Below are 26,918 nucleotides of genomic sequence, written 5' to 3' on the forward strand. Positions count from 1 at the left end.
TCCGTTCCGTCTGCGCGGGGCGGACGGTGGGGCAAACAGGGGGCTTGCGAAGGTGTGGGACCGGCTGCGGTATTGGTTCGACGCCACCATGGACCGGGGCGTCTCCGCGCTCATGGCGTGGCTGGCCCTCGCCTCGGTCTCCCTGATCACCGTGATCACCGCCCTGGTGGTGCTGCTCACCGAGGAGGACACCGAGGCCAACGGCGGCTGGGCCGGCGTGGCCTGGATGAGCATGCTGCGCACGCTCGACCCCGGCACCATGGGCGGTGACACCGGCGGCCCGGTGTTCCTCGCGCTGATGCTGGCCGCCACCCTCGGCGGGATCTTCATCGTCAGCGCGCTCATCGGCGTGCTGACCACCGGGCTCGACGCCAGGATCCAGCGGCTGCGCAAGGGCCGTTCGCGCATCATCGAACGCGGCCACACCATCCTGCTCGGCTGGTCGGAGCAGGTGTTCACGGTGGTCGCCGAGCTGGTCGAGGCCAACCAGAGCGAGCGCAGGTCCTGCGTGGTCGTCCTCGCCGACCGGGACAAGGTCGACATGGAGGAGCAGCTCCGCCTGCGCGTGCCCGACACCGGTCAGACCCGCATCATCTGCCGCTCGGGCAACCCGCTCAAACGGGACGACCTGGAGCTGGTGAGCCCCGACACCGCCAAAGCGATCATGGTGCTGCCCCCGGTGGGCGACGACCGCGACACCAACGTCATCAAGACGCTGCTCCTGCTGAACAACCGGGTGTGGACCGGCACCCGGCCCCACGTCGTGGCCGCGGTGCAGGATTCCGACAACCTCGCGGTGGCCCGCCTCGCGGCCGGCGACACCGGCCTGGTCATCGACGCCGACGACTTCGCCGTACGGCTCGTCGTGCAGTCGCACCGGCAGACCGGCCTGTCCACCGTGTGCGACGAACTGCTCAGCTTCTTCGGCAACGAGATCTACATACGCCGCGAGCCGGCGCTGGCCGGCTGCACGTACGGCGAGGCCCTCGACCGCTACGAACTGGGCGTCCCCATCGGGGTGCAGGGCCCGGACGGCCGGACGCTGGTCAACCCCGCGATGGACACACCGATCGGCCCCGACGACAGCATGATCGTGATCGCGGAGGACGACCTCCTCATCAAGCTGACCGACGACACGCCCGCCGTCGTCGACGCGGCGGTGGTCTCCACACCGAGCCGGCGGGCGGTCCCGGACCGGACCCTGATGATCGGCTGGAACTCCCGCGCGCCGAAGATCATCAGGCTGCTGGACCAGCTGGTCAGGCCGGGCTCGATCATCGACGTCGCCGCGCCCCGCCGCCCGGACGAGGCCCTGGAGGCCGGACGCGACAACCTCACGGTGGGGTACAAGGCCTGCGACCCGACCGTCCGGCGGTCGCTCGAAGCGCTGGACCTCGGCACGTACCAGCACATCATCGTCCTCTCGGACGAGAGCATCGACCCGGACCTCGCCGACGACCGGACCCTGGTGACGCTCCTGCACCTGCGCGACATCGAGGTCAGCCTCGGCGACCCGTACTCGATCGTCACGGAGATGAACGACGACAGCAACCGGGAGGTGGCCCAGGTCACCAAGGCCGACGACTTCATCGTCAGCACCAAGCTGATCTGCCTGCTGCTGACCCAACTCGCCGAGAACGGCGACCTGCACGCGGTCCTCGCCGACCTCTTCGACCCCGCCGGATCCGAGATCTACCTCAAGCCCGCCGGCGACTACCTGCGTACGGGGACCGAGGCGAACTTCGCCACCGTCGTGGAGGCCGCCCGGCGCCGGGGCGAGACCGCGATCGGCTACCGGATCGCCGGCGACGGCGACAGGGCCCCGCGCTACGGCGTCCGCCTGAACCCGTCCAGGACCCTGCCGCTGACCCTGGACGAAGCCGACCACGTCATCGTCCTGGCCGAGAACTGACCCTGCCCCCGGGTCAGGGACGGAAGACCTCGCTCATCTCTCCCGGCTCGGTCTCCAGCACCTCGCGGTCCACCGTCAGCATGACGAGGAAGAACACCCCGCCCACCAGGAGGAGACCGGCCACGACCACGACGGAGACCAGGGCCTCCCTCGGGGAGACCAGCACGAACAGCGCGACGAGCGTCCACACCAGCGCCGAGACCGCGACCGGCAGCTCGAGACGTCCGAGGTCGAACGCGCCCTTCTTGCGGTCCAGCCGCCCGCGCACCGCCAGGTAGAGGATGATCGTCGCGCCGTAGATGAGCGCCGGGAGGATCGTCGATGCCGTGATCAGCTCCAGCAGCGCGGCGCCCGGCAGCGCGACCATCAGGACCACCCCGAGCACGAAGATCAGGACGGTCGCCGGGACCGGCGTCCGCGTCCGCGGGCTGACCCGCCGCATCAGCCGGTGGGCCGGGAAGCGCCCGTCGCGCGCCATCGCGAAGACGAGGCGCGCGCACGCCGCCATCGCCACGACCCCGGCGCCGAAGAACGCGAACGTGATGGCGACCAGCAGCACCCGCTCCATGACCGGACCGAGCTGGTCCCGCATGATCGCCGCGACCGGTGAGCCGCTGGCGGAGATCCGGGGAACGTCCTCGATCGCGACGGTGAGCGCGATCAGGAACAGCATGCCGAGGACCGCGGCCGCCACGACCGATCCCACGATCGCGCGCGGAACGGTGCGGTGCGCGTCCTTGGCCTCTTCTGCCAGGTTCGCCGCGGAGTCGAAGCCGACCAGAGTGGCCAGGCCCATGATCATGGCGAGCATGAGGCCGCCGCCGACGGCGAAGTAGTCGGGGGCGTGCGCGGCGATCCCGCGCGAGGTGAGGTTGCCCGCCGCTCCGTCCCCGGTCACCAGCACGGCGACGGCCAGCGCGATCGACACCACCACGACCAGGGCCACTTCCACCCCGACGGCCGCCGTGTTGATGATGCTGACGATGCGGGTGGAGACGATGGCGAGCACGGTCTGGACGAGCAGCACCACGAGCGTGATCACCCGTGCGGCGTCCTCGTCGGGCCCCATCCCGACGAGCGGCATGAACGCCTGGCTCGCCAGCGCATTGTCGATGGCCACCACGGCGACCGCCAGGAAGCAGAAGGAGAGCCAGCCGAAGCCCCAGCCGACCTTCGGGGTGGCCAGCCGCGAGGCCCACTGGTACGAGGAGCCGCTGAGCGGAATGCGGGCCGCGAACTGCGCGACCACCAGAGCCACCAGGATCTGGCCCGCACCCGCGACCGGCCACAGCCAGATCCCGACCGGCCCGGCGGTCCTCAGCACGTCGTCGTACGTCCCGAAGATGCCGACCGCGACCGAGATGAAGGCGAACGAGATCGCGAACACCTGGAAGGAGCCGAGGCTCCGCTTCAGCTCCTGGCGGTAGCCCCCGAGCTCGACGGAATCCGCGTCGTCCGCGCCGCCGTCGCCGCCCTCGCCGTTCCGGGGGTCCGTCGGAGCCTGCGCCACGTCGGCCACCTCGCCTCTCCTCGGCCGCTCCGGTTCCGTGGGCAGCGGCAGGGCCCCGCCCAGTGTCCTCTTCCCGGGCGCCGCCCCATGCCCCGGCGGCCGACGTACACGACCGACCGCCCGAATGGACGCGGCCGGAGGCAGCCGTGTCCGTGGCCGTCGTGGCCGATGTGAGGAACGCGACCCTCCGAAGGGCGGATCTTGACGCTTTCCTGACGCTCTCGCCGCGGCTCGCGCGATCCGGCCTGCTTACGCTGGCTCGGCCGTACGAGAACGGCCGGATTTCCACCGTCAGCGAGCAGCCCAGGAGCACCCATGGCCACCACGACCGACACACGGAGCAGCAGGCTCCGTGCGTGGATGCTGGAAGGGCTGTCCGACATGGGCAAGGGCCAGCCGTCCCGGCCGAAGGAAGCGGAGCCCGCAACCGGCCACGAGGGCCAGCCCTGGTACCGGGTGATGTGCCTGACCGGTGTCGACTACTTCTCGACCCTCGGCTACCAGCCCGGTATCGCCGCGCTGGCCGCCGGGCTGCTCTCCCCCGTCGCCACGATCGTGCTCGTGATCGTCACGCTGGCGGGGGCGCTGCCCGTGTACCGCCGGGTGGCGCAGGAGAGTCCGCACGGCGAGGGTTCGATCGCCATGCTCTCGCGGCTGCTCTCCTTCTGGAAGGGCAAGCTCTTCGTCCTCACGCTGCTGGGCTTCGCCGCGACCGACTTCCTGATCACCATCACCCTGTCGGCCGCCGACGCATCGACCCACCTGGTGGAGAACCCGCACCTGGAGTCGGCCCTGCACGACAAACAGGTGCTGATCACCCTCATCCTGGTCGCCCTGCTCGGCGCGGTGTTCCTGAAGGGCTTCCTGGAGGCGATCGGCGTCGCCGTGGCGCTCGTCGGGATCTACCTCGCGCTGAACGTGGTCGTCGTGGTCAACGGCCTGTGGCACGTGATCACCGCGGGCCACGTCGTCACCGACTGGGCGGCCGCCCTGACCGCCGAGCACGGCAACGTGTTCGTCATGATCGGTGTCGCGCTGCTCGTCTTCCCCAAGCTGGCGCTCGGTCTGTCCGGCTTCGAGACGGGCGTGGCGGTGATGCCGCACGTGAAGGGAGAGCCCGGGGACAGCGAGACCAGCCCCGCCGGCCGGATCCGGGACACCAGGAAGCTCCTGACCACGGCCGCCCTGATCATGAGCGTGTTCCTGATCTCCACGAGCTTCATCACCACCGTCCTCATCCCGCACCAGGAGTTCGAGTCCGGCGGCAAGGCCAACGGCCGCGCGCTCGCGTACCTGGCCCACGAATACCTCGGCAACACCTTCGGCACCGTCTACGACGTCTCGACCATCTGCATCCTGTGGTTCGCCGGCGCCTCCGCCATGGCCGGACTGCTCAACCTGATGCCGCGCTACCTGCCCAAGTACGGCATGGCCCCCCACTGGGCCCGGGCCGTACGCCCCATGGTCATCGTCTTCACCCTCGTCGCCTTCCTGGTGACGTGGATCTTCGACGCCGACGTCGACGCCCAGGGCGGCGCGTACGCAACCGGTGTCCTGGTGCTCATCTGCTCGGCCGCCATCGCCGTGACCATCTCGGCCCGCAAGGCCGGGCAGCGGGGCTGGTCGATCGGGTTCGGCGTCATCTCCGCCGTCTTCCTCTACACCACCGTGGTCAACGTCATCGAGCGCCCGGACGGCGTGAAGATCGGCGCCTGCTTCATCGCGGGCATCATCCTCGTCTCGCTCCTGTCGCGCCTCGGCCGCGCCTTCGAGCTGCGCGTCACGCACGTCGAGCTCGACGACATGGCCGAGCGGTTCGTCCAGGACATCGCCCGCCGTACGCCCCGGTTCATCGCCAACGAGCCGGACCAGCGGGACGTGGCCGAGTACCGCGAGAAGAGCGAGCAGATCCGCGCCGACAACGACATTCCCTCGACGGAGGACTTCGTCTTCGTCGAGGTGACGGTCACCGACCCGTCCGAGTTCGAGGCCGGGCTGACCGTCCGCGGCGAGGTCCTCCACGACCGCTTCCGCGTGCTCACCGTGGAGAGCTCTTCGGTCCCCAACGCCCTCGCAGCCCTCCTCCTGCACGCCCGCGACCTCACGGGCGTCCGCCCGCACATCTACTTCGAGTGGACCGAGGGCAATCCGTTCGCCAACTTCCTCCGCTTCTTCCTCTTCGGCCAGGGCGAGATCGCCCCGGTCACCCGCGAGGTCCTGCGCGAAGCCGAACCCGACCGCGACCGCCGCCCCCGCGTCCACGTCGGCTGAGCCTCGGTTAGGCTTGCCTTGCTTGGCGTGCGGGCGGGCAGGTTCGGGTCCCGGTGGCGCCGGTGGCACCCATAGGACGGAACGGGCAGAGGCAGGCGCAGGTGAGAGACCGTGAGCGCGCTCATGTACGTCGTGCGCCCGGCTGGGGCCGCACGCCGATGCCGGTGACGGGTGTCCCGGGTTCCGGCCCGGTGCTCGGGACGAGGCGTCGTGGATAGGATCGTGCTCACTGCCGGGGCCCTGTACTTCATCGTCCTGCTCCGCGCCGGAGGGACGTTCGCAGTCGGGTGGCTCGCGGGCGCCGGTGCCCGGCGCAGCAGGTTCGCCGAGCGGACCTCCTCGGCGAAGTTCCGGCGCGCCGAGCGGGCGATCCAGCGGTGGGGCGCGCCGGTGGTGGCCGTCTCCTTCCTGACCGTCGGTTTCCAGACCGCCGCCAATTTCATCGCGGGCAGCATGCGGATGCCGTTGTCGCGCTACCTCCCCGCCCTGTTCCTGGGCGGAGCGGCCTGGGCGCTGATCTACGCGACCGCGGGGCTCGGCGTGTTCGAAGTGCTGGGGAGGCTGTTCGCCGAGCGGACGGCCGTCGGGGTGTCCGGCGTGGTCGTTCTCGCCCTGGTCGGGTGCGGGGTGGTGGTGTACCGCCGCAGGAGGGCTGCCGCACTGTCCCCCGGTGACACCGTGGCCGAGGAATCGTGAGGGACGGTGGACAGGCCTGTGCCGGCTCTGCCTTCCCGGTGGGGCAGAGCCGGCGTGGGCCGGTCTCGGGTGGTTACCCCTTTCGGGGGGACGGGAGTTGTTGGGTGATGCAGTGGATTCCTGCATCGCCGGTGGCCAGGGTGGCGGCCTCGACGCCTACCACGCGGTGGTGCGGGAAGGCCTTGGCGGCCGCTTCCAGGGCCTCGGCGTCCCTGCCCGTGCCGGCCAGCGGCATGATCACCCCGCCGTTGGCGATGTAGAAGTTCATGTAGTTCACGACGGCGTCCTGGCCGTGGACGCGTACGGGCTGCTGCGGGGGCAGTTCGAGGATCTCCAGGCTCCGGCCGGCCGCGTCGGTGGCGGCTTCCAGGACGGCGCGGTTGGCCTTGAGACGGGCGTGGTCGGGGCGCGCGGGGTCACCGCACGCCTCCACCAGGACGCGGCCGGGCCCGATGAACTGGCACACGTGGTCGACGTGTCCGTCGGTGTCGCCGGCGAGGTGGCCGTACGGCAGCCAGATCACCTTGGTGGCGCCGAGCAGGGCCTCGAACTCGGCCTCGACGTCGGCCCGGCCGAGCCGAGGGTTGCGGTTGGCGTTCAGGACGCACTGCTCGGTGGCGATCAGGGTGCCTTCGCCGTCCACGCTGATGGCTCCGCCTTCGAGCACCGTCATGGTCGCCCGCCGCTCGAGGCCCAGGACGGGGAGCAGGCGCTCGGTGATCCTGTCGTCCTGGGCGTACGGGTGGAACCGTTCGCCGAAGGAGTTGTAGCGGAAGTCCACGCCGACCCGGCCCTGCGGGCCGTGGACCACGATGGGTCCGGTCGCGCGGAGCCAGGCGTCGTCCATGGGTACTTCCACGATGGTGACGTCGACCTCGCACAGGGCCCGCACGCGCTCGGCCCGGCCGGGCAGGACGAGCACGATCACCGGCTCGAACGCCGCGATGGCCCGGACGACCTCCGCGTACTCCCGCTCGACGGAGCCGAAGCTGTCGCCCCACAGCGACTCGTGCGGCGGCCAGGCCAGCATGCAGGCCTCGTGGGGTTCCCACTCGGCCGGCATCAGGTAGCCGGTCATGGCGTCCCCTCCGGAAGGGGGAAGGACGCCACGGCCTCCTCGGCGGCGGTCCAGTCGCCGGCGAAGCGCTCGGCGAGGACGTGCAGCCACCGCTCCATGCCGAAGGCCACGCAGGAGGTGTGGGCCTCTTCGCCCGCGTACGTGATGCCGGCGCGCTCGCCGAAGAAGTTGCGGTGGTAGTTGACGGAGGCGATCGCGAGGCCGCCGTCGGCGACGAACTCCTCCTTGGTGGGGAAGAGCCGCTGCATCACGGCCCGTGAGCCGTTGGCGTCGAAGAACGGGTCCGTGGCGACCTCGGTCGTGAGCTCGATGCCCAGGTGGGCCGCGAAGTCGAGGACGAGGCCCTTGTGGGCGGTGAGGTGGCCCTTGACCGTCTCCGCGTCGCCGACGGCGATGATCTCGCGCATCGTGAAGCCGTGCAGGCGGCGCAGGCCCTCGTAGTGCGTCTCGCGCCGGAAGCACTGCGCGATGGTGGTGAACCGGACCGGCTCGTCGAGCCGGCTGCCCGCCAGGGACAGGTAGGCGTTGTAGCAGGCGGCCGAGGGCAGGACCAGGCCGGCCTCGGCGAGCTGGTGGCCGCCGAGGGTGGTGCCGGGCTCCGCGGGGTGCGTGGGCAGGTCGGCGATCGCGTCCGTGTTGACCGCTGCCGCGGCGAGCACGAGGTGCGGGAAGTTGGTGAAGTAGTCGAAGCGCGCCAGGTCGGCGACCGGGATCAGCGGCGGGTAGAGGACCTGGGCGGCGCCGGCCGCGGCGGCCCAGCCGGTGAACACGCCGTCGAGCGCGGCCCGGAGGCGGACGGCCTCGGGGCCGAGCGTGACGAGGCCGCCGGTGACGTCGACGGGGGCGCGCAGGCCCGGGTGGTCAGGCGTGTGCATGGCCTGCACCTTCCGTGAGCAGCGCGTTGATGCGCTCCAGCGTGCGGAAGTTGTTGACGTCCGTCGTGGCCAGGTCGACGGGCTCGCCGGTCAGTTCCTCGATGAGCAGGAGGAACTCGACGAAGGCCAGCGAGTCGAGGATCCGGGCCTCGATGAGGTCGCGGTCCCAGGCGATGGTGTCGACGGAGGCGTTGAGCTTGCGGAGGAAGGCGAGGACGGTGTCCATGGACGGGTGCGCCGCGGTCGTGTTCTCACGCGCTGACATGGTCGGTCCCCCAAGAGGTGCTGAAGATCTCACTGGCGACGAAGAACCGGTCGACCCGGGCCATGAGCTTGACGTGGAACGCCTCGCGCACCGGGTGCGACAGGGCCTCGCGCCGGACCGCGAGGGGGTTCGCGACACCGCAGTCCCGGAAGATCTGCGGGTTGTAGAGGCTGCGCACGGAGTACGTCATGTAGTCCTTGACGTACTTCTCGATCTCCTCGCGGCGGTCCGGGTCGGCGGCCAGGGCCCGGTCGTAGAGGCGCTTGACGAGCTGCTTGCCGAAGGCGACGTGGCGGCTCTCGTCGTGGTGGTGTGCCGCGTGGATCTCGCGGAGGATGTCCGGGATCAGCGGGTCCTTGCCCATGCGGCTGTTGTAGTAGTCGAAGATCTCCTCGAAGATCAGGATCCGGGAGAAGACGATCACGTCGTCCCACAGGTTCCCGAAGCCCTCGCGGCGGAGCGGGGAGGCGGCCTCCGGGTAGATGCCGCCGGTGTAGCGGTGGCAGAACTCTGCGAAGAACCACATGTGGGCGTTCTCTTCGCCGATGAAGTGGTGCAGGTACTCGTTGTACTCGGCGAAGTCGGGCGTGTGGATGCGCTTCGCGACCTCGATCATCAGCTCGCGGATGCCGTGGACGTGCAGGCTGAAGAAGTTGACCGTCTCGTAGCGGGCCAGTGCCTTCAGCGTCTTGTCGTCATCGATCAGGCCGGTGCCGGAGACGGTGAGGTAGTCGGGGTTCATCCACCACTGGTCCTCGGGCACGGTGTCGGGCCAGGTGAACTTGGTGTACGGGTTGTAGTACTCGTCACGCGACTTCTCGGAGAGGCGCGCGAGCATGGTGCTGAAGCCGGAATCGTCCATGGTGCTGCGTTCTTTCGGGTGGGTACTGGTACGGGTTCGGCCGCCCGGGTGGCGGCCTCGGTCATGCGGCGGAGTCGGCCAGCGCGACGAGCGAGCGCTCCAGTTCGCGCAGGAAGGACTCCATGCGGTCCTCGGTGACGTGCCGGATGTCGCAGGTCAGGGAGAACTCGAGGTAGGCGCGGCCGTGCTCGCCGGCTTCGCCTGCGTCTTCCCCTCCGTCTTCCCCTCCGTGTTCCTCTCCGTCGTCGACGATGAGGTAGAAGGGCTCCTGCTCGGTGACCGGGAGCCAGGTGAGGACGGTGTCGGGCAGCAGGTCGGCGGCTGGGGCGTCCCGTCGTACGGCTGCGTCCGCGGGCAGGGTGCGCCGGTCGTTGATGCAGTAGGAGAAGCTCAGCGGTGCCTCCGGGCCGCCGCCCAGTTCGGCGAGGAGCCGGTTCATGCTGTAGGCGTCGCACCCGGACTTCTGGAAGGCGGTGATGGCGGACAGCCAGGACCGTTTGACCGCCTGGAGCAGGTCGGCGCCCGTGAGGTCCACCGAGAAGTAGCTCTCCTGCATCATCGTGGCGACGGTGGTGCGGCTGTCCCGGCCGAAGCGCTGCGAGCTCGTGAGGTGGAGGTCGATGCGGTCGCTTCCGGTCAGGTCGCGCAGCAGCAGGGCCGCCGCGCCGACGATGACCCCCGCGATGCTCAGGCCGGTGTCCTCCGCGATGCGGGCGGCGGCGTGTTGGGCGGCCCGCGAGCGGAGGGCCGCCTGCCGGTAGGCCGACTCGTCGGGGAGGTCCGCGACCGCGGGAGGCAGCCCGAGGGGCGGCCGGTCGCGGTAGAGCGAGGCCACGTGGGCCAGGGTGCGGTCGCGCCTGCGGATGCCGTCGGGCGACTCCTGCCACTGGGTCAGGCCCACCGAGGTCATCGTGCCGGGCGGCAGCGGAGGCAGCGTACGGCCGCCTCGGAAGTACGCGGCGACCTCCTCGGCCAGGTACTGGAGGGCGTACCAGTCGACCGCCATGTGCGAGAAGACGTACACCCCGCCCCACACCCGGCCCTCGGTGACCAGGAGCACCAGGCGCAGCGGCAGTTCGTCTGCGAAGGAGAACCGCCTGGTGGCGAAGAACCCCTCGAGGGCGGCGATCTCCTCGCCCTCGGCCGTCGGCGTGTCCACGAACTCGACGGGCAACTCGCCCTCGGCCAGGACGCGTTGTATGACGCGGCCGTCGGGCTTCCGTGGGAAGACCGAGCGCAGCGCCTCGTGGCGCGAGAGGAAGAACGAGAGCGCGTCGAGGCACTCGTCCTCGGTGGGGCGGACGGCGGGCGGTACGCGGAACGACTCGACCACGTTGTAGACGTGGTCGCGGGGCGCGGAGTTCTCGATCAGCGCCCAGATCTCCTGCTGGCTCCAGTTCAGCCCGGCTTCGACGGCACGCTCGCCCTTGAAGGGCGCGCGGCGGACCCGCGCGGGGAGGGGCTGTCCGCTGCGGTCACGGTCGCGATCGCGGTCGCGGTCGGCGTTCACGGGTGTGCTCACCTCGTCACCGTTCCCGTGTCGTCGCGGAAGACGTGCTGGAGCCGTTCGGTGGAGGCGTCTTCTCCGTAGGACGCCTGGTGGCCCTCGTTGGCGGTGACGAGGGCGGCCAGGACGTCCGGGTGGATTCCTGAGTGGTTGTCGCTGTCGAAGCCCGGCGAGGCGGGGTCGTGCAGTCGGGAGATCAATCCTTCGTCCTTCACTCACGCGGCGGCCCTCGTACGGGCGCCGCGGTGTCGGCTGGATCACGGGGATGCGCGGGGGCATGCGGGGATGCCGGGACGCGTGGGGGGATCCGGATCAATGGGGCGTGAATGGGGGTGCAAGGTGTCATGGGCTGCTGGTGGCAGCCGTACCTGTCCCACTCCCCTCGATGTCCGGTGCGAAGATCCTACGAGATGATCTAGTAATCAGCGCAAGCCTTCCGGCACACTTCCGATCAAGAAGAAATCCTGCCGTGCAGCCTTGACGTGCTTGGCAGTTGGCCGTATGAGCACACAGGAAGACGGAGCATGCAGAGTTCCCCGGCAAGCACCCTGCGGCGCGCCCACCGAGGTGTCGTCGGCACCTTCGCCCTGGTCGGCGTGGTGAACGGCATCCTGGCCGCCAGACTCCCGGGACTGGCAGCCAAGTTGGGCCTCGACACGGGCGATGTGGGGCTGGTCATCCTGTCCTGGGGCGTCGCGGCGACGCTGACCATGCAGTGCATGCGCTGGATCGTCGCGGCACTGGGGAACCGGGTGCTGCTGAGGATCGGCACACCGCTGGTCACGGTGTCCGTCGGGCTGATCGCCCTGAGCCCCTCGTTCCCGCTGCTGCTCGCCGCCGCCGCGGGGTTCGGCGTGACGTCCGGTGTGGCCGAGGCGATGATGAACGCGCAGGGCAGCCTGGTCGAACGGCGGTCCGGGCGGCCGCTGATGAACGGCTTCCACGCCGGGTGGAGCGCCGGCGCGGTGGCGGGCGGCCTCCTCGCCGTGCTGCTGGCCGCGCTGGACGTGCCGTACACCGCCTCGGTGCTGGGCGTCGCGGCCGTCGCCCTGCCGGCGGCCCTGGCGGTGGGCTGGGCGTACCTCGACGAGCCGGCCGAGGAGGAGGAGACCGAAGAGCGCCGCAACCTGCCCGGCATCATCTACCTGATCGGCGCCGTCGCCTTCATGGCCCTCCTCCTCGAAGGACTGGTGGCGGACTGGAGCGGCCTGCTCCTGACCCGTGAGCTGCACACGACGGAGGCGGTCGCCGCCCTCGCCTACCCCCTGTACGAGGTGGCCACGTTCACGGGGCGGCTCTTCGGTGACCGGCTGCGCCTGCGGTTCGGCACCCGCCCGCTCCTCGCGGCGGCCGGCACCACGACGGCCCTGGGCGTGCTCCTCGTGGTCGTGGCGCCTTCCGCGGCCTGGGCGATCGCCGGGTTCGGGCTGACCGGCCTGGCCGTCTGCATCGTGGTACCCCTGTGCATGTCGCTGGCCGGAGCGGTCGTCCCCGGCCGCTCCGACGCCGCCATCGCCCAGGTTTCGGCGATCGGTTACGCGGGCCTGCTCGTCGGCCCGGTGCTCATCGGCTTCGTCGCGGAGGCCGGCTCGCTGCGTACGGGTATCGCCACGGCCATCGGCGTCGCGCTGTTCATCACCGTCGCGGCGAGCCGGATCCCGTCCGGCCTGCCCGCCGGGTCGGCCCCGGAACCGAACCCGGCCGGTGCACCCGCCCCCGCCCCCGCATCGCTGAACCGCGGCGGCGGCAACTCCTGACCTCGCAGCCGGCGGATCGGCATCCGACCGGGTCGTAGTGGTGAGGACCTCCGCCCGCGTTCCAGAGCATCCGTTCCCCTCTCCTTCCTCGAAGGATGCGGGGCCAGGAGAACCAGCTACTGTGACGGCGCACCGGATTACTCGGGGAGGGTGACGGGATGGCAGCCAGCAATAGGTACGGCGCTCTGTGCGCCGCCGAGTTGTGCGCGACCTACGTACCGCCTGGTGGCGGCATTCTGGTCCGTGGCGAAAACGGCTGGCTTACCTATTGCCCCGACGATGACCCGGCCCTTGGCCCCCGCAGATTCTCGGCCAACCCCGATGAACGTGACCACGAGCCGATGGTCGCGTTCCTTCTTGCTCGCCTTGACGAGGAAGAGGCCACTGCCGGAGCCGCGGGTATCACCCACTGGCGGCATTGGCCGGCTCGCAGCCAGAGGGTCGTCGACGACCACGACGAGCTGGTTGTCGCCTGTCCGCTGCGGGTTGTTGCCGATCAGATCGCCACCTGGGGGCCGATGTCAGCCGTGGCGAACATCGAAGCCCGCCGTATGGTGCTGGATCAATACGAACAAGCCGCACTCGGCCCCGCACGCGACGCCCTCCGTCAGGCGGTACAGGCGCTGGTGATGGCCTACCGCGATCACGTGGACTACGACGTCTCATGGACTCTGCGCCAACAGCCGTAGTCCCCGCGCCCCCCAAGTCACGTGGACCGTGCAGTCGGCCAAGTGCGCTACGGGCAGAAAGCCGCCTTGCGGAGGCCGCGCGCTGCGCGTCGACACCGCAGTTGAAGCAGAAGGTGAGGGGCTGGTCCGGCGCTGCTGCGCTGCGAACGTCGGGCACTACCGACTGCTCACCGCAGCGTGGGCACGGCCACGTGGGATGCCCCGCCCTCGGGCCTTCGGCATGCGGCGGGGCATCCCGTCCTTGCCTCAGCAGCCCGTCTTCCGCGCCAGGTTCATGGCCACCTCGCGGATCACCGTGGCGCTGTGGTGGATCGCCGTGTCCCGATCCATGATGCCCTTCTTCTCGGCTTGCGAGGGCGCGCTGAGTGTCACGGTGATATACGGAGCGGTCGAGCCCATGCGGGAGGCGCACCCGGCCGGCAGCTTGGCCTCGGCCCTGTCGGGCAGCGCCCAGCCGGTGAATCCGGAGTCGAGGGGCATCGCGCCCTTCGGCAGTCCGAGGGCGCTCTTGGTGTCTTGGACGGTCAGTCCGTAGACACCGCGAGGTGAGGAGCTGTCCTCGGTGTCGCGCTCTACGTTGCACGACTTGAACACGGAATGGTCGCCCGAGCCCTTCCGCTCCCACTCGCTTGCGCTGACGACACCCCCTGGCCGTCGTCGATCAGTTCTGCCGTCGGCCGACTGAGCGACCCGAAGCACAGGGTCTCCGGAGGTCGCGATTCCTCGTGATCAGGCCAGAAGGTCGCCACGAGAACGCCGACCGTGGCGACGCCCAGGACGGTGGTCAGCGGCAGCCACCTCTTGTTCATCAGTAGCGCTCACCCATCTTCCTGTCGGCGTCCTTGATCCCGTTCTGGTACCACTGCTGCGCGGTTGGCCGGAGACCGTCCTCGTACTCGCCGGGGCTCGCGTCCAGCTCCGAGGGGCTGGGACCGCGCTCCTTGGCCGTCTGGCGCAGCACGGCGTACATTTCACGCTCGCCGTTGTCGTAGTGGTTGATCATGTTGTTGCGGGTCTCGGCGTCGACCTTGGCGTTCAGGCCGTTCATGTACTCGGCCGTGGCGACGTCGACCGACCGCTGGATGGCGTCGCCGGCGACCGGGATGGCTGTCAGCGGGGCTCCGATGCCGTGGAAGTTCATCATCTCGTTCCAGCTGTTGGCGTCCTTCTGCGCCTGGCCGAGGTCGTAGATGGCGTCGCCGCGCACTCCGTCGATGTGGCCGAGGACGGCCGAGAACTGCTTGATCCACGCCCGCAGCTCCGGATCCTCCTCGGCGCCCGGCCAGTCACCGTCCTCCATGAAGTACTTCAGTTGTCCGTGGTGTGGGGGTCGAAGTAGTGAGTGGCGGCGGAAGGGTTGCGGCTCATCGCGTTGAGGAGGCCCTTCATCGGGTCTTCCTGCGTCCCCTGCCAGTTCTTCATGATGCCGTCGTATGCATCCTTGTCGTTCGTCTCCCACTCGCGGATGCTGTCGCCGACCTCGCTGGGGAACGCCTCGCTGTAGACCGGGTCGTCCTTGCCCTTGCAGAACGGGTCGTCCTTGGGGTCCTTCGGGTCGTACGGCTTGTCTCCGGCGTCGGCGGCCATCAGGTCGGCGAGCGCGCTCAGGCCGGCCGCTCCGCCCTTCAGCTGCCCGGGGTGCTGGTTCGGCAGGCCGTTGCCGTCGCGGGGGCCAGGCCGATGAGTCGGTCGGTCCAGGCCGACGTCGTCCCGCCCGGGGATCCGTTCGGCGAGTCGGGCTGGGTGGCGGTCGCGAGGGTGCCCGACAGGGCCTGTAGAGGCGGGCGTCGGTCGCGGAGACCGAGCCGTCGCGGCCGCCGTGCTCCAGGCTGCCGGCGAGCAGCAGCACCGCCTCCTGGTCCTCGCGACCGTTGTAGCTGAGGAGACCGGGCAGTAACCCTGCTATGCAGCGACACCCGTTCGGACATCTACGACGCGGCCATCACTCTGACCCGGTTTCCTGCATCAGCAACACACACGATCGATCCCGGCCTCCTGGCCGCGCCCACCGACAGACGCGCACAGCAAGCGGGCGCCATCCTCGCTGTGCGCCGTGCCGACCATCACGGTGACACCATCCGGAACCTCGCGAAGGACCCCGCCTTACACCATTCGTCGCACCGCGGCCGAGACCGCAGCGCACAGCGCAAGCGACACCCCGCTCCATCCCGCACTCCTGCAAGCCCTCGACCTCCTGGCCCCACCCCCACGCCAGCATCCGACGTATTGCACTCGGCGTCCCTCGCGACGCAGCCGGGCGTTAGGGACCGCCGCTACCCCACTGGCGGCTGCTACGGCAAACCAGCCACAGCACAGGTACGCGACCACTCCGGCCTTGAGGGCCCCGCACGCACGAAACCGTGGGGACGCGCATCTCAGTGCTAGGCGCCCGGCCCACCACTGAAGGTCCGTCACGTCAACGGCGCCGCCGCACCGTGATCAGGATCTGGCTCAGCACGGCCGCCGCAGCACGGCGGCGAGCCGGGCGCGAGGACCACACTGCCGGGAGGACCACGCCGGTGAACAGCGCCATGAACATCAGGGCAAGCAGCACGATCGCGTGTGAGGTCAGCCAGCGCACGCAGGTTCCTTCCTCTCGGACGGCCGCCAAGTGCGGCCGGGGTCCGAGTCTGCGACCACCGCGCTCCCATGGGACCGATCGCTGAAAAAAGCCGAAGACGGTGGCATCAGTGCAGGTCACGTCATACGCTGGCGAAGGTTTTCCCAAAGGCAGCGGAAACGGGGGGTGCCGCATGGGGGATGCAACGGGCGCCGTGGCGGACTTCTGCGCCACGCTCCGCCGCACCGTGCGCGGCTGCGGTGTGTCACAGACGGAGCTCGCCCGGGTGCTGAACCGGAGCGACTCAGCCGTGTCCATGCTCCTGAACGGCCAGCGCGCGAGGGCCCCCCAACTGGACGAGATCCTGCCTATCGTGAACCACTGCCGCAACCGGGTAGGCACCCACCCCCCGCCCGGCCTCGTCCTGGACCCGGCGTGGTGGCGCGCACGCCTCGCCGAACTGGAGGAAACGGCGGAGGGCCAGCGACGCCGACGGCCTAGGCATGCCCAGGAGCGGTTACCCATCGAGCTGCCGGAGGCCGTCCCGTTCGACTTCGAATCAGCCGTCAAGGTCTTGGTGGGGCATCAGGACGGTTTCAAGGGCATAGACGCGGAGATCCTCGAACCGCTCAGGCTGGTCGGTGCAGGGCCCAGCGAGCTACCCAGACTCTTCAAGAGCTTCGGCGCCCGGGTCCGTGCTTGCAGTGGCACCGCGAGGACAGCGCTACTGTGTGCGGCGGACGTGGTCCTCCTCGTAGGCGCATTCTGCGACGCGGTCGGGCGGCTCGGGGCCGTACGCGAGGCTGAGGCGACGGTGCAGGTAGACCTCCAGGCCCAGGTGCTCGAAGAGCTCGGCCGGGTGGCGCTCGGATCCACCCGTGTCCGATCCCCGTCCGAGCTCCGTGCCGAGATCGCAACCGCCTACGCGGCATCCGCCGACCTCATGGCACTCGGCGGCTACAGCGGATCGTCACCTGACGAACTCGCACACCTGTCCCTGCGCCGCTACGAGGCCCTGCACGCCGCGGTCACCTGGGACTCCCCTGAGTTGCGCCTCACCTCGGAGACGTACGACCCTGACGAAGAGGCGGAGAGGCAGCAGGCGACCGCGGACCGGGTCGGCCTCATCGGACTGGGCGTGCACCTCAAGGAGTTCGCACACGCCGACCCGGCCACCGCGCGGCAACGAGAACTGCTTCGTGCGCCGATCGCCGCTGCTGACGGGGCGGGGCCGGTGATTCCCTCCCTGGCAGCCGGCTACGTAAACCCGGCCTTCCGCGTGGCCGGCCCCCCGGCCGACTGGCGGCTGTCCGCCGACACCTGGTGGGAGGGCCGACCCCTCAGAGAGGACATCGCGGGATTCCTTGCCGCACACCTCCTCAGCCACCAGGCCACCCAGGCGCCCCTGCTGGTGCTCGGCCACCCGGGCTCGGGGAAGTCACTGCTCATGAAGCTCATCGCGGCCCGATTACCGCAATCTGAGTTCTCGTGCCTGCACGTCGAGCTCCGGCACGTTCCTGCCGAACTCGACGTCCAAGGACAACTCGAGTGGGCCCTGTTCAGATCGTCCGGGTGCCGGGCGACTTGGCCGGACGCGCTGCCCTCCGGTGAGGCCGTCCGAGTCGTCCTGCTGGACGGGCTGGACGAGCTGCTACAGGCAGGCGCGGGCCGGCTCGACATGAGCAGGCAGTGGCGGTACCTGAGGAGTATCGAGCAACTCCAGCAGCACGAATACGAACTGGGCCGACCGGTCATCTTCATCGTGACGAGCCGAACCGTGGTCGCCGACCAGGTACTGACCCCCACGGCCGCTACGGTCCTCCGCCTTGAGCCCTTCGACGACGCGCGCATCGTTTGCTGGCTGGAGGTCTGGCAGGCAACGAACCGGCGTTACTTCGCCGCACACAACGTCGAACCGCTCTCCTGGGACGTGGTGCGCCCGTACCGGGATCTGGCGCGCCATTCCCTACTCTTACTCATGCTCGCACTGTACGACGCGACCGGGAATTCGCTCCGTCGCCTGGGCGGCCGGGACATCCGCCGCGTCGATCTATACGAGCGGCTCCTGGTGGAGTTCGTCCGACGCCAGGTCGTCAAACACGACGACCCGCTGCCACCTTCTGCCGAAGCCGAAGCGGTCGAGAAGGAGCTCGGGCGACTGGGCGCGATCGCTATCGGGATGTTCAACCGCCGCAGCCAAAGCCTTACGGCGGGCGAAGCGGATCACGATCTCGGCGGTCTGCTCGGCGAAGCCGGCTCCGCTCTGCTCTTCGGCCGGTTCTTCTTCGTACACGAGGCGCAGGCGGTGGTCGCGGAGGAACGCCTGCGCTCGTACGAGTTCCTGCATGCGACGTTCGGTGAGTACCTGGTCGCCCGGCTGGTTTGCGACGAGCTGGGACGGATGCGCGCCGGAGCTGAGCGGGGCGCGGCGGCGGGGGGCGACGACGCGGTGCTCCGAGCCCTATTGTCGTTCGTCCCGCTCAGCGACCGCACCCAAGTCCTCGACACCCTCCGGGAACTGGCGGGACCATCTGGACCACGCTGGCACCGCGGCCTGCCGGGGCTCCTGCGGACCCTGTTCCACACGGACGACCGCGCCAGTGACGGGCTGTCCGACGTCACGTACCGTCCAGCCCCTCGGAGGCGCACCGAACAGGACGCGGTCTACGAGGCGAACCTCCTCCTGCTCGCCCTTGTCGTCGAAGACGGCGTCCGGGCCGCGGACTTCCTGGCGGTCGCGGATCCCGTCGAGCGGTGGTGGCGATGCGCACAGTTCTGGCGCTCCCAGTTCGGTGAGGCGTCCTGGGAAGCCTTCGCCCGTTCGGTGTCTGTGGAGAGAGCCGCCACCCCAGCCGACGGCACACGCACGGGCGACCTACAGATCTCCCTTCAGGGGACCACCGAACTCGCGGGCGACGTGTCCTGGATCCTACGCCGCAGTGTGCTGGGGCCGGCCACCTACCACGACGCACGAGGGGTGGACGCCGCCGATCTGACCAGGCGGCTGTCCCTCCTATGCGACACGGACGTGCAGCACGTACTCCACGCTCTGGCACCTCTATTGCGGAGCTTGCCAAACACCCTTCGCACGTACCGCGTCGACCAGGAGCAGCGGGCCGTATCGGGGGCGCACGCCCTCTTGGGCTTGTTGTGCCGGGACGCGCATCAACCTCTCGCCGCACACTATGCCGATGTCCTGAATGTGCTGCGACACCTGCCCGAGCCGGAGCGCCCGCCCGTCACGGATTTCCTCGTACGCCACCTCGTCCATGACGCCGCTTGGCTGCCGGAGGAGATCGTCCAGTCTCTCCTCGTTGAGGTGATCCGACCGGGTGCCGCAAGCGACGGGACCCTATGGGGAGCACTTTGGCCCGTGCTTGAGGCGTACGTGATCCGCGGGTTGGAACGGGTGGATCCGGAGCAGGAGAAAGCGGAGTTCAAGGCCCTGGTCGGCCACCTTCGCCGTTACGCGGCGCTGTCCCGCGGACCGCAGGAACGCCTGCAGCAGATGTTGAGGGAGGCGGGGAGCACCCAGATCTGGGCGGAGGGGGTGTGGGGCCCGGGGAGCGCGGCATTGGAGCGGGGGCGCAGGCTGCTCGAGGAGCTGCCCGCGGACACGCGGGACCCGGGGCTAGTCATCGGACTTCTGCGGCTGGCTCATGAACTGGGACAGCAGGAGTGGCTTGGCGCGCATGCCGAGCCACTCCTGCTGACTCTGCGGCCGGCCGACGTGCTCCGGATGCGCGCGAGCGACGCCGACGTCCTGCGGCCCGTGGTGCGGGACGCCGGACTGCTGGGCTCGCTCGAGACGATCCGGGAAATCTGGCGTGGTCCCGCCAGGGGCGGCGGGACGGGCCCGGGCTAAGAGGCACTACGTCGAGGCGCCAACCGTGCTCACGGCCGACGAGCCCCTGCGGATAGCGGATTTCCTGGCTGGCCTCGATGTCAGCCTCGCTCCAGATCTCCGAGCGCAAGCTCGGCCTGGAAGCGAGGTTTCCCGAGTTCCTCCACCACCTGCTCCCACCGACCAGGGCCACCGTCCGCAGCGATGCGCTCCGTGAGCTGGAGCAGATAGAACAGAATCACGTGACGAGCTGCTTGAACGGCTGGCTCCGCTGGCCAGCTGAACAGCATCGTTTGACCGCCCCGAGGCCGCGCTCCACCCTGCCGAGTTCCACAGCGTTGGCGGCAACGGGCCTTCCTCCGTTCCACGCGGAGACGGCCGTGTCGCTCCAAGAGCACATGAACGACAAGGCCCTGCCCAAATCCCGGTGGGCGGGCGGCACGGATGTCTGCACCCCAAGATGACACCTTGGGAATGGGCCAGCAGACCGGAGGAAAGCTTGCCGGAAGGGCATCCGCGTGACGCCGACGACGAATGCCGCAGGGCTACTCCACGGAAGTCCACAGTGGGGTTAGCCGGGCGACCTCGAGTCGGATGCGTTCGAGTGTCCGTCGGAAGTCGTCGCGCCCGATCACGTCGGCGTCAATCAGCTGCGGCGCCGATGCGCTTGTGGCGCACCTTGACCCGGTCAAGGTGCGCCACAAGCGCATCCAAGAGGGTCAGGTCCCCAACTGGTCCCCAAAACGATCTTGAGGCCGTATCGGATGCTTCCGATACGGCCTCTGACCTGCGTATTCGCAAGTCGGGACGACAGGATTTGAACCTGCGACCCCTTGACCCCCAGTCAAGTGCGCTACCAAGCTGCGCCACGTCCCGTTGTGCTTCCGGCGTTCTGCCCGTTTGGGGGCTTCCCGTCCCGGCGGCACATGCAGAACATTACCGCACGTTGAGGGGTGCGCATGCACGGGTATCCGGGGCGGGGCAGGATGGCGGGGTGAGCGGACGGGATCGGGATGCCGAGGGGCGGGCGCGCAGTGCGCGGCCGCGGGACGGGTTGGGGCGGCCGCTGCCTTACGGGGAGCCGGGGGTGGCGCGTCAGCCCGAGGGGCTGGTGCGGACACCGGCGGAGACGGTGGCGGAGGCGCAGCGGCTGCTGGACGCCGGGATGCCGTTCCACGCGCACGAGGTGTTCGAGGACGCCTGGAAGTCGGGGCCCGAGGAGGCGGCCCCGCTCTGGCGGGGGCTCGCGCAGCTGGCGGTCGGGCTGACGCACGCCGCACGCGGGAACGCGGTCGGCGGGGCGCGGCTGCTGCGGCGCGGGGCCGATGGGTTGGACGGGTCGGGCGCGGAAGGTGCCGCGTACGGGATCGACGTGCCGGGGCTGGTGCGCTGGGCGCGGGAACTGGCGGTGCGGGTGGAGGGCGGACGGGAGGTCGACGCGGCCGACGAGGCGCCCCGGCTCCTCCCCGGCGTACGACCGCCCGCCGGGGAGGAGGAGTAGGTCAGCCGGCGTCCGGGGCGGGCTGGAGCAGGTCCCAGCGGTTGCCGTAGAGGTCCTCGAAGACGGCGACCGAGCCGTACGGCTCGTGCCGCGGCTCCTCCAGGAAGCGGACGCCCTCGGCGGTCATCCTGGCGTGGTCGCGGGCGAAGTCGTCCGTGTGGAGGAAGAAGCCGACGCGTCCGCCCGTCTGGTCGCCGACCCGGGCGCGCTGGGTGTCGTTCTTGGCGCGGGCCAGCAGCAGCGCGGACTCGGTGGCCCCGCGCGGGCGCACGACGACCCAGCGGGAGCCGTCCGGGCGCGGGGTGTCCTCGACGAGGGTGAAGCCGAGGGCGCGGGTGTAGAAGTCGACGGCCTCGTCGTAGTCGTGGACGACGAGGGCGGTCAGGGCGATGTGGGATGGCATGCCGCTATTGTGCGCCGAGGAGGACGACCTCCAGGGTGCGGGGACCGTGGACGCCCTCCACCCGGTCCAGTTCGATGTCGCTGGTGGCGGACGGGCCGGAGATCCAGGTCAGCGGGCGGCTCGGGTCCAGCCGTTCGAGGGCCTGCGGGACGGAGTCCACTACCTGGGCGGGGACGCGGACCACGCAGATGTGGTGGTCCGGGATCAGGGTGATCCGCCGCCGGCCCTGGTCGGGGCCGCCGTCCAGGACGATGGTTCCCGTCTCGGCGATGGCGAGGGCGCAGCCGGTGACCACGCTGTCCACGGCGTCGAGTTCGTACGGGGTGGACACCGCCCTGTCGTGGATGCGGGTCGCGTCGGCGGCCGCGAGCCAGTGCGGGGGCAGCGCCGGCGGTACGAGGACCGTATCCGACCCCCGCTGCGCGAGCAGCCGCATCAGCAGCAGCGGCAGGCCCTCCTCGTCGGTGCGGTGGACCTTCGCCCGGTACTCCGTGAGGTTGGCGGCGAGCAGGTCCGCGGCCTCGGCGGGAGTGCGCTCGCCGTGCACGCGGAGGTAGTCCCGCGGGACGGCCGGGTTCGCGTCCGCCCCGGCCCCCGGGGTGGCCAGGGCCCGGCGGATGCGGGCCAGGATGACGTCCTTGCTGCTCATGCGCGGCCTCCCCGCTCGCGGGCCCACCAGTCGCGGAACGGCTGCTCCGGGAGTTCGGGCAGCTCGCGGCTGTCGGTCCAGGCACGCCCCGGCCCCGGCAGCCGACGCGGCCGGAGCCTGCGGGCCCGGGCCAGGAGCCGCTCCCCCGCCCGCAGCGCGCCCGGGCGGTCCAGCAGCAGCCGGGCGGCGCGCATCGCGGCCCGCTCGGCGGCGTGGCCGCGGGCGGGCCGGATCACCGTACGCAGGCCCTCGCGGGTCACCGGCCCGCCCTGGGCGACCCGTTCGCGCAGGTGGACCAGGATCTCGGGGATGTCGATGGCGACGGGGCACACCTCGTAGCAGGCGCCGCACAGGGTGGAGGCGTACGGCAGCGAGGCGTCCACGGGACTGGCGGTGCCGCGCAGTTGGGGGCTGAGGACGGCGCCGATCGGGCCGGGGTAGACGGAGCCGTAGGCGTGTCCGCCGGCGCGCTCGTAGACGGGGCAGACGTTCAGGCAGGCGGAGCAGCGGATGCAGCGCAGCGCCTGGCGGCCCACCTCGTCGGCGAGGGTGTCGGTGCGGCCGTTGTCGAGGAGGACGAGGTGGAAGGCGGAGGGGCCGTCGCCGTCCGCGGCGGCGGTCCACATCGTGGTGTACGGGTTCATCCGCTCGGCGGTGGAGGAGCGCGGCAGCGTCTGGAGGAAGATCTCCAGGTCGCGGAAGGTCGGGACGACCTTCTCGATCCCGACGACCGAGATGAGGGTGTCGGGGAGGGTCAGGCACATCCGGCCGTTGCCCTCGGACTCGAAGACGACCAGGGTTCCGGTCTCGGCGACCATGAAGTTCGCGCCGGAGACGGCGACCTTGGCACGCAGGAACTTCTCGCGCAGGTGGCGGCGCGCGGCCTCGGCCAGCTCGCGCGGGTCGTCGCCGAGCCCGTCGGGGGCGGGGCGGCCCCAGCGGCCCATCTCCCGCACGAAGACGTCCCGGATCTCGCCGCGGTTGAGGTGGATGGCCGGGACCAGGATGTGGGAGGGGCGGTCGTGGCCGAGCTGCACGATGAGCTCGGCGAGGTCGGTCTCGTACGCGGCGATCCCGGCGGCCTCCAGCGCCTCGTTGAGGCCGATCTCCTGGGTGGCCATCGACTTGACCTTGACGACCTCCCGCTCGCCGGTGGCCAGGACCAAGCCGGTGACGATCCGGTTGGCCTCGGCGGCGTCGGCCGCCCAGTGGACGGTGCCGCCGGCGGCGGTCACCGCCTCCTCCAGCTGGAGCAGGTAGCGGTCGAGATGGCGCAGGGTGTGGTCCTTGACGGCCTTTCCGGCGGCGCGCAGCCGGTCCCAGTCCTCGAGTTCGGCGACGGCGCGGGCCCGTTTGTCCCGGATCGTGTGCGTGGCGTGCCGCAGGTTGGCGCGCAGGACCTCGTTGTGGACCGCCTCCCGCGCGGCGGCGGGGAAAGCCGGCATACCGACGAACGTCCCCGTCCCCGTCCCCGTCCCCGTTCCGATTCCGATTCCGGTTCCGGTTCCGGTTCCGTCCGCCCTGTCCGCCCCGTCCGCCCTGTCCGTGCTGTCCGTGCTGTCCGTCATGCGTACGGTTCCTCCTCCGTCGAGGCCAGGATCTCGGCGAGGTGCAGCGTCCGCAGCGGCGTGCCGCTGCGGCGCAGGATGCCGTCGAGGTGGGCCAGGCAGGAGTTGTCGGCTCCGCACAGCACCTCCGCTCCCGTGGCCGCCGCGGCGGCCGTCTTGTCGGTGCCCATCGCGGCGGACACGTCCGGGTTCTTCACGGCGAAGGTGCCGCCGAAGCCGCAGCATTCCCCGGCGCCCGGCAGCTCGACCAGCTCCAGGCCCTTCACGGCGGCGAGCAGCCGGCGCGGCCGGTCCCCGAGCCCGAGCTGGCGCAGGCCGTGGCAGGACGGGTGGTAGGTGACGGTGTGCGGGAAGTACGCGCCGACGTCCGTCACCCCGAGGACGTCGACCAGGAACTCCGTCAGCTCGTGCACCCGCGGGGCCAGGTCCACTGCCAGCTCAGCCAACTCGGAGCCCCGGCCCTCCCGCTGTGCCAGGGCGCCGATGCGCGGGTAGTGGGCGCGGAGCATCGCCGCGCAGGAGCCCGACGGGGTGACCACGTACCGGTGGCCGGCGAAGGCCTCGGCGGTGCGCCGCAGCAGCGGTTCGCTCTCGCGGCGGTAGCCGGTGTTGTACTGGGGCTGACCGCAGCAGCTCTGGGCCGCCGGGAAGTCCACCTCGACCCCGAGCCGCTCCAGCAGGCGTACGACGGCGATGCCGGTCCGGGGGTACAGCGCGTCGTTGACGCAGGTGACGAACAGGGCGGCGCGCATGACGGGCAGAATAGCCGGGTGAAGAAGTTCTCAGTGATCGGCATAGGCGCGGGCGACCCGGACCACCTGACCCTCCAGGCGGTCAAGGCGATCGGCGCGGCGGACGCGTTCCTCATCCTGGAGAAGGGCGAGGAGAAGGCGGACCTGACCGGACTGCGGCGCACGATGCTCGATGCGCATGCCCGCCCCGGCCACCGGCTCGTGGAGGGCCGCGACCCGGACCGGGACCGCACCCCGGAGCGGTACGCGCCCACGGTGGACGGCTGGCGCAGCGCGCGGGCCGAGATTTTCGAGCGGTTCATCGCCGAGGACCTGGCGGACGGCGAGACGGGCGCGTTCCTGGTCTGGGGCGACCCCTCCCTGTACGACTCCACCCTCGCGATCCTCGACGAGGTGCTGGAGCGGGGCCGGGTGGCGTTCGAGCACGAGGTCGTGCCCGGCATCAGCAGCATCTCCTCGCTGCTGGCCCGGCACCGCACCACCCTCAACCGGGTGGGGCGGCCGGTCCAGATCACCACCGGCCGGCGCCTGGCCGAGGGCTGGCCGGGCGACGTGGACGACGTGGTGGTGATGCTGGACGCCCGGCACGCCTTCACGGCCCACCTCGACCAGGACCTGTACATCTACTGGGGTGCGTACGTGGGCACCCCGGACGAGATCCTGGTCCAGGGGAAGCTGGCGGAGGTCGCCGGCCGGATCGAGGAGCTCCGCACCGAGGCCCGCGCCCGCAAGGGCTGGATCATGGACACGTACCTGCTCAGGCGCGCCTGAGGTAGGCCGGCAGGACGGCGGCGAGGCGTTCGTACTCTTCGGGGCGGTTGTAGAGCTGCCCGCAGACGCGGATGCCGCCGCCGCCCGGCCAGGGCCAGACGAGCACCCGGATGCCGTGCTCGGCGGCGATCCGCTCGCGCAGGGCGCGGGCGGCGTCCGGGGTTTCGGCGAAGCCGGGGGGCAGCCGCAGGGAGCGCATGGCCAGGCCCTCGGTGTACGGGAGCGGGGTGATCCCGGGGAGTTCGGCGAGCAGGGCCGCACCGTGGGCGGCGAGCGCGCTGTTGTGGGCGCGGACCTTGCCGGCGTCGAGCCGGGCGAGCAGGTCCAGGCCTTCGGGGGCGGCGAGCCAGCCGGTGTAGTCGGCGGTGGCCCGGTTCTCGACGGAGCGGGGGAATCCGTGGGCGTCCTCCCAGGAGGGGACCAGGGCCCGTACGCGCCCGCGGTGGGCGGGGGCGACGGCGAGGACGGCGGTGCCGGAAGGGGCGTAGCCCCACTTGTGCAGGTTCCCGAACCAGAAGTCGGCGCCGCCGGCGAGCGGGTCGGCGAGCATGCCGGGGGCGTGGGCCCCGTCGACGACGGTGGTCACGCCGCGCGCCTTGAGCTCGGCGAGCAGCCGGGGCGAGGCGATGAGCCGGGCGGTGGGCGAGCTGATGTGGTCGAGCAGGACGACCTTCGTACGGGGGGTGAGTGCGGCCAGCACGGTCTCGCGGACGGCGTCCTCGTCCGGGAGGCACGGGTCCAGGCCGACGGTGGTGACGGGTGCGCGGCGGGCGGCGGCCGCGGTGACGGTGCCGTAGCCGTGGTCGGTAACCAGGATCTCGTCGCCGTCGTCGAAGGTGATGGCGTCGAGGGCGAGGTTGGCGCCCTCGGTGGCGTTGGAGACGAAGGCGAGCCCGTCGGGGTCGGCCGCGGCGTGTGCCGCGCCGTCCGCCGCGCCGCCGGCCGCCAGGTGGGCGGCGACCCGGGCGCGGGCGGCGGCGATGCGGTCGGCGGCGCCGATGAAGAAGGCGTCGGGGTCGGCGTGGAGCTCCTCGCGCAGCGCCGCCTGGGCCTCCTGGACGGGGACGGGGACGGCGCCGAACGAGCCGTGGTTGAGGTGGGCGATGCGGGGGTCCAGCCGGAACAGGGCCGGGCCGCCCGGGAAGACGGTGGCCGCCGTGGCCGCGGTGGCGGGTGTCGTGCGGATCGGGTTGCGCGGCTCGGTCACGGGTCCTCCGGGAGGGGTAGGGCGGGGGCGGTCGTCCTTTACCCGGATGATCGGGCGCCGCGCGGCAGCCGTGAAGAGCCAATTCCGCCAGGGTGGTCTGGCCCGTCGCCCCACCGGATGGCCCGATGCCTGTGACGGGGGTCCGGCAACTCCAGCCCCACCGCCCCGCGCGGCTTCGAAGCCCAGCTCCGGCAACTCCAGCCCCGCCGGCGATTGAGGCGCGGGTCCGGGCAGAGCCCGG

General features: G+C 70.8%; 24 protein-coding genes and 1 tRNA gene. 8 read left to right on the forward strand and 17 right to left on the reverse strand.

The window, feature by feature from the left end:
- The first annotated feature begins 52 nt into the window (after positions 1-52).
- Complete coding sequence (locus tag ABZ924_RS23950) at positions 53-1,912, forward strand: potassium transporter TrkA (RefSeq protein WP_361913305.1); 1,860 nt, start codon at positions 53-55, stop codon at positions 1,910-1,912.
- Positions 1,913-1,925: 13 nt separating this feature from the next.
- Here ABZ924_RS23950 and ABZ924_RS23955 read toward each other — a convergent pair whose 3' ends face one another.
- Positions 1,926-3,431, reverse strand: coding sequence for an amino acid permease (locus tag ABZ924_RS23955; RefSeq protein ID WP_361913308.1), 1,506 nt, complete (start codon positions 3,429-3,431; stop codon positions 1,926-1,928).
- 306 nt (positions 3,432-3,737) lie between these two features.
- On the opposite strand from ABZ924_RS23955, the gene ABZ924_RS23960 reads away from it, so the two are divergent.
- On the forward strand, positions 3,738-5,693 hold the full coding sequence (locus tag ABZ924_RS23960; RefSeq protein WP_361913311.1) for an amino acid transporter: 1,956 nt from the start codon (positions 3,738-3,740) through the stop codon (positions 5,691-5,693).
- A 210-nt stretch (positions 5,694-5,903) separates the two neighbouring features.
- Positions 5,904-6,389, forward strand: a complete 486-nt coding sequence (locus ABZ924_RS23965; protein ID WP_361913314.1) for a VTT domain-containing protein — start codon at positions 5,904-5,906, stop codon at positions 6,387-6,389.
- 73 nt (positions 6,390-6,462) lie between these two features.
- On the opposite strand, the gene ABZ924_RS23970 is transcribed toward ABZ924_RS23965, so the two are convergent.
- The 6 genes from ABZ924_RS23970 to ABZ924_RS23995 all read right to left on the reverse strand — a co-directional run bounded on the left by ABZ924_RS23970 (position 6,463) and on the right by ABZ924_RS23995 (position 11,176).
- Positions 6,463-7,467 carry an agmatine deiminase family protein gene (locus tag ABZ924_RS23970; RefSeq protein WP_361913317.1) on the reverse strand — a complete coding sequence of 335 codons (1,005 nt, stop codon included), beginning with the start codon at positions 7,465-7,467 and terminating at the stop codon, positions 6,463-6,465.
- A complete protein-coding gene (locus tag ABZ924_RS23975) occupies positions 7,464-8,342 on the reverse strand; it encodes an aminoacyl--tRNA ligase-related protein (RefSeq protein WP_361913320.1) in 879 nt (292 codons plus the stop codon). The genes ABZ924_RS23970 and ABZ924_RS23975 overlap by 4 nt, the downstream gene beginning before the upstream one ends.
- Entirely contained in the window at positions 8,329-8,607 is a 279-nt protein-coding gene (locus ABZ924_RS23980; RefSeq protein WP_361913323.1) for a phosphopantetheine-binding protein, read from the reverse strand. Before ABZ924_RS23980 ends, ABZ924_RS23975 begins: the two co-directional genes overlap by 14 nt.
- Positions 8,594-9,469 (reverse strand): diiron oxygenase, encoded by an 876-nt coding sequence (locus tag ABZ924_RS23985; protein WP_361913326.1) that lies wholly within the window; start codon positions 9,467-9,469, stop codon positions 8,594-8,596. Before ABZ924_RS23985 ends, ABZ924_RS23980 begins: the two co-directional genes overlap by 14 nt.
- Before the next feature lie 61 nt (positions 9,470-9,530).
- Entirely contained in the window at positions 9,531-10,991 is a 1,461-nt protein-coding gene (locus tag ABZ924_RS23990; protein ID WP_361913329.1) for a condensation domain-containing protein, read from the reverse strand.
- Positions 10,988-11,176 (reverse strand): hypothetical protein, encoded by a 189-nt coding sequence (locus tag ABZ924_RS23995; RefSeq protein ID WP_361913374.1) that lies wholly within the window; start codon positions 11,174-11,176, stop codon positions 10,988-10,990. The genes ABZ924_RS23990 and ABZ924_RS23995 overlap by 4 nt, the downstream gene beginning before the upstream one ends.
- Before the next feature lie 324 nt (positions 11,177-11,500).
- Here ABZ924_RS23995 and ABZ924_RS24000 point away from each other — a divergent pair, with 324 nt between their 5' ends.
- Both ABZ924_RS24000 and ABZ924_RS24005 read left to right on the forward strand, forming a co-directional pair.
- A complete protein-coding gene (locus ABZ924_RS24000; RefSeq protein ID WP_361913332.1) occupies positions 11,501-12,733 on the forward strand; it encodes an MFS transporter in 1,233 nt (410 codons plus the stop codon).
- Positions 12,734-12,891: 158 nt separating this feature from the next.
- Positions 12,892-13,422 carry a DUF6221 family protein gene (locus ABZ924_RS24005; RefSeq protein WP_361913335.1) on the forward strand — a complete coding sequence of 177 codons (531 nt, stop codon included), beginning with the start codon at positions 12,892-12,894 and terminating at the stop codon, positions 13,420-13,422.
- Between the two features lie 246 nt (positions 13,423-13,668).
- Here the strand turns inward: ABZ924_RS24005 and ABZ924_RS24010 are convergent, their stop codons facing one another.
- From ABZ924_RS24010 to ABZ924_RS24025, 4 genes are all read right to left on the reverse strand, one after another.
- Positions 13,669-14,016 (reverse strand): hypothetical protein, encoded by a 348-nt coding sequence (locus ABZ924_RS24010; RefSeq protein ID WP_361913338.1) that lies wholly within the window; start codon positions 14,014-14,016, stop codon positions 13,669-13,671.
- 214 nt (positions 14,017-14,230) lie between these two features.
- Positions 14,231-14,722, reverse strand: coding sequence for a hypothetical protein (locus ABZ924_RS24015; protein ID WP_361913340.1), 492 nt, complete (start codon positions 14,720-14,722; stop codon positions 14,231-14,233).
- Between the two features lie 8 nt (positions 14,723-14,730).
- A complete protein-coding gene (locus tag ABZ924_RS24020; RefSeq protein WP_361913343.1) occupies positions 14,731-15,009 on the reverse strand; it encodes a DUF6571 family protein in 279 nt (92 codons plus the stop codon).
- Positions 15,010-15,838: 829 nt separating this feature from the next.
- The gene (locus ABZ924_RS24025; protein WP_361913346.1) at positions 15,839-16,003 is read right to left on the reverse strand and encodes a hypothetical protein; all 165 of its coding nucleotides are present in this window, start codon (positions 16,001-16,003) and stop codon (positions 15,839-15,841) included.
- Between the two features lie 289 nt (positions 16,004-16,292).
- Here ABZ924_RS24025 and ABZ924_RS24030 point away from each other — a divergent pair, with 289 nt between their 5' ends.
- A complete protein-coding gene (locus ABZ924_RS24030) occupies positions 16,293-19,847 on the forward strand; it encodes a hypothetical protein (RefSeq protein ID WP_361913349.1) in 3,555 nt (1,184 codons plus the stop codon).
- Positions 19,848-20,628: 781 nt separating this feature from the next.
- On the opposite strand, the gene ABZ924_RS24035 is transcribed toward ABZ924_RS24030, so the two are convergent.
- Positions 20,629-20,702, reverse strand: a tRNA-Pro gene (locus ABZ924_RS24035).
- A gap of 211 nt (positions 20,703-20,913) precedes the next feature.
- On the opposite strand from ABZ924_RS24035, the gene ABZ924_RS24040 reads away from it, so the two are divergent.
- A complete protein-coding gene (locus ABZ924_RS24040; RefSeq protein WP_361913352.1) occupies positions 20,914-21,327 on the forward strand; it encodes a DUF309 domain-containing protein in 414 nt (137 codons plus the stop codon).
- Between the two features lies 1 nt (position 21,328).
- Here the strand turns inward: ABZ924_RS24040 and ABZ924_RS24045 are convergent, their stop codons facing one another.
- The 4 genes from ABZ924_RS24045 to ABZ924_RS24060 form a co-directional block, all read right to left on the reverse strand.
- Positions 21,329-21,730, reverse strand: coding sequence for a VOC family protein (locus tag ABZ924_RS24045; RefSeq protein WP_361913355.1), 402 nt, complete (start codon positions 21,728-21,730; stop codon positions 21,329-21,331).
- Positions 21,731-21,734: 4 nt separating this feature from the next.
- Positions 21,735-22,379 carry an LUD domain-containing protein gene (locus ABZ924_RS24050; protein WP_361913358.1) on the reverse strand — a complete coding sequence of 215 codons (645 nt, stop codon included), beginning with the start codon at positions 22,377-22,379 and terminating at the stop codon, positions 21,735-21,737.
- Complete coding sequence (locus ABZ924_RS24055; protein WP_361913361.1) at positions 22,376-23,824, reverse strand: lactate utilization protein B; 1,449 nt, start codon at positions 23,822-23,824, stop codon at positions 22,376-22,378. The genes ABZ924_RS24050 and ABZ924_RS24055 overlap by 4 nt, the downstream gene beginning before the upstream one ends.
- 119 nt (positions 23,825-23,943) lie before the next feature.
- Complete coding sequence (locus tag ABZ924_RS24060; protein WP_361913363.1) at positions 23,944-24,699, reverse strand: (Fe-S)-binding protein; 756 nt, start codon at positions 24,697-24,699, stop codon at positions 23,944-23,946.
- Between the two features lie 18 nt (positions 24,700-24,717).
- On the opposite strand from ABZ924_RS24060, the gene cobF reads away from it, so the two are divergent.
- Complete coding sequence (gene cobF, locus ABZ924_RS24065; RefSeq protein WP_361913366.1) at positions 24,718-25,470, forward strand: precorrin-6A synthase (deacetylating); 753 nt, start codon at positions 24,718-24,720, stop codon at positions 25,468-25,470.
- On the opposite strand, the gene ABZ924_RS24070 is transcribed toward cobF, so the two are convergent.
- Positions 25,457-26,677 carry an aminotransferase class V-fold PLP-dependent enzyme gene (locus tag ABZ924_RS24070; protein WP_361913368.1) on the reverse strand — a complete coding sequence of 407 codons (1,221 nt, stop codon included), beginning with the start codon at positions 26,675-26,677 and terminating at the stop codon, positions 25,457-25,459. The two genes, cobF and ABZ924_RS24070, sit on opposite strands and share 14 nt — an antisense overlap.
- Positions 26,678-26,918: the final 241 nt, after the last annotated feature.

The organism is Streptomyces sp. NPDC046876, from assembly GCF_040645035.1.
Classification (GTDB): Bacteria; Actinomycetota; Actinomycetes; order Streptomycetales; family Streptomycetaceae; genus Streptomyces.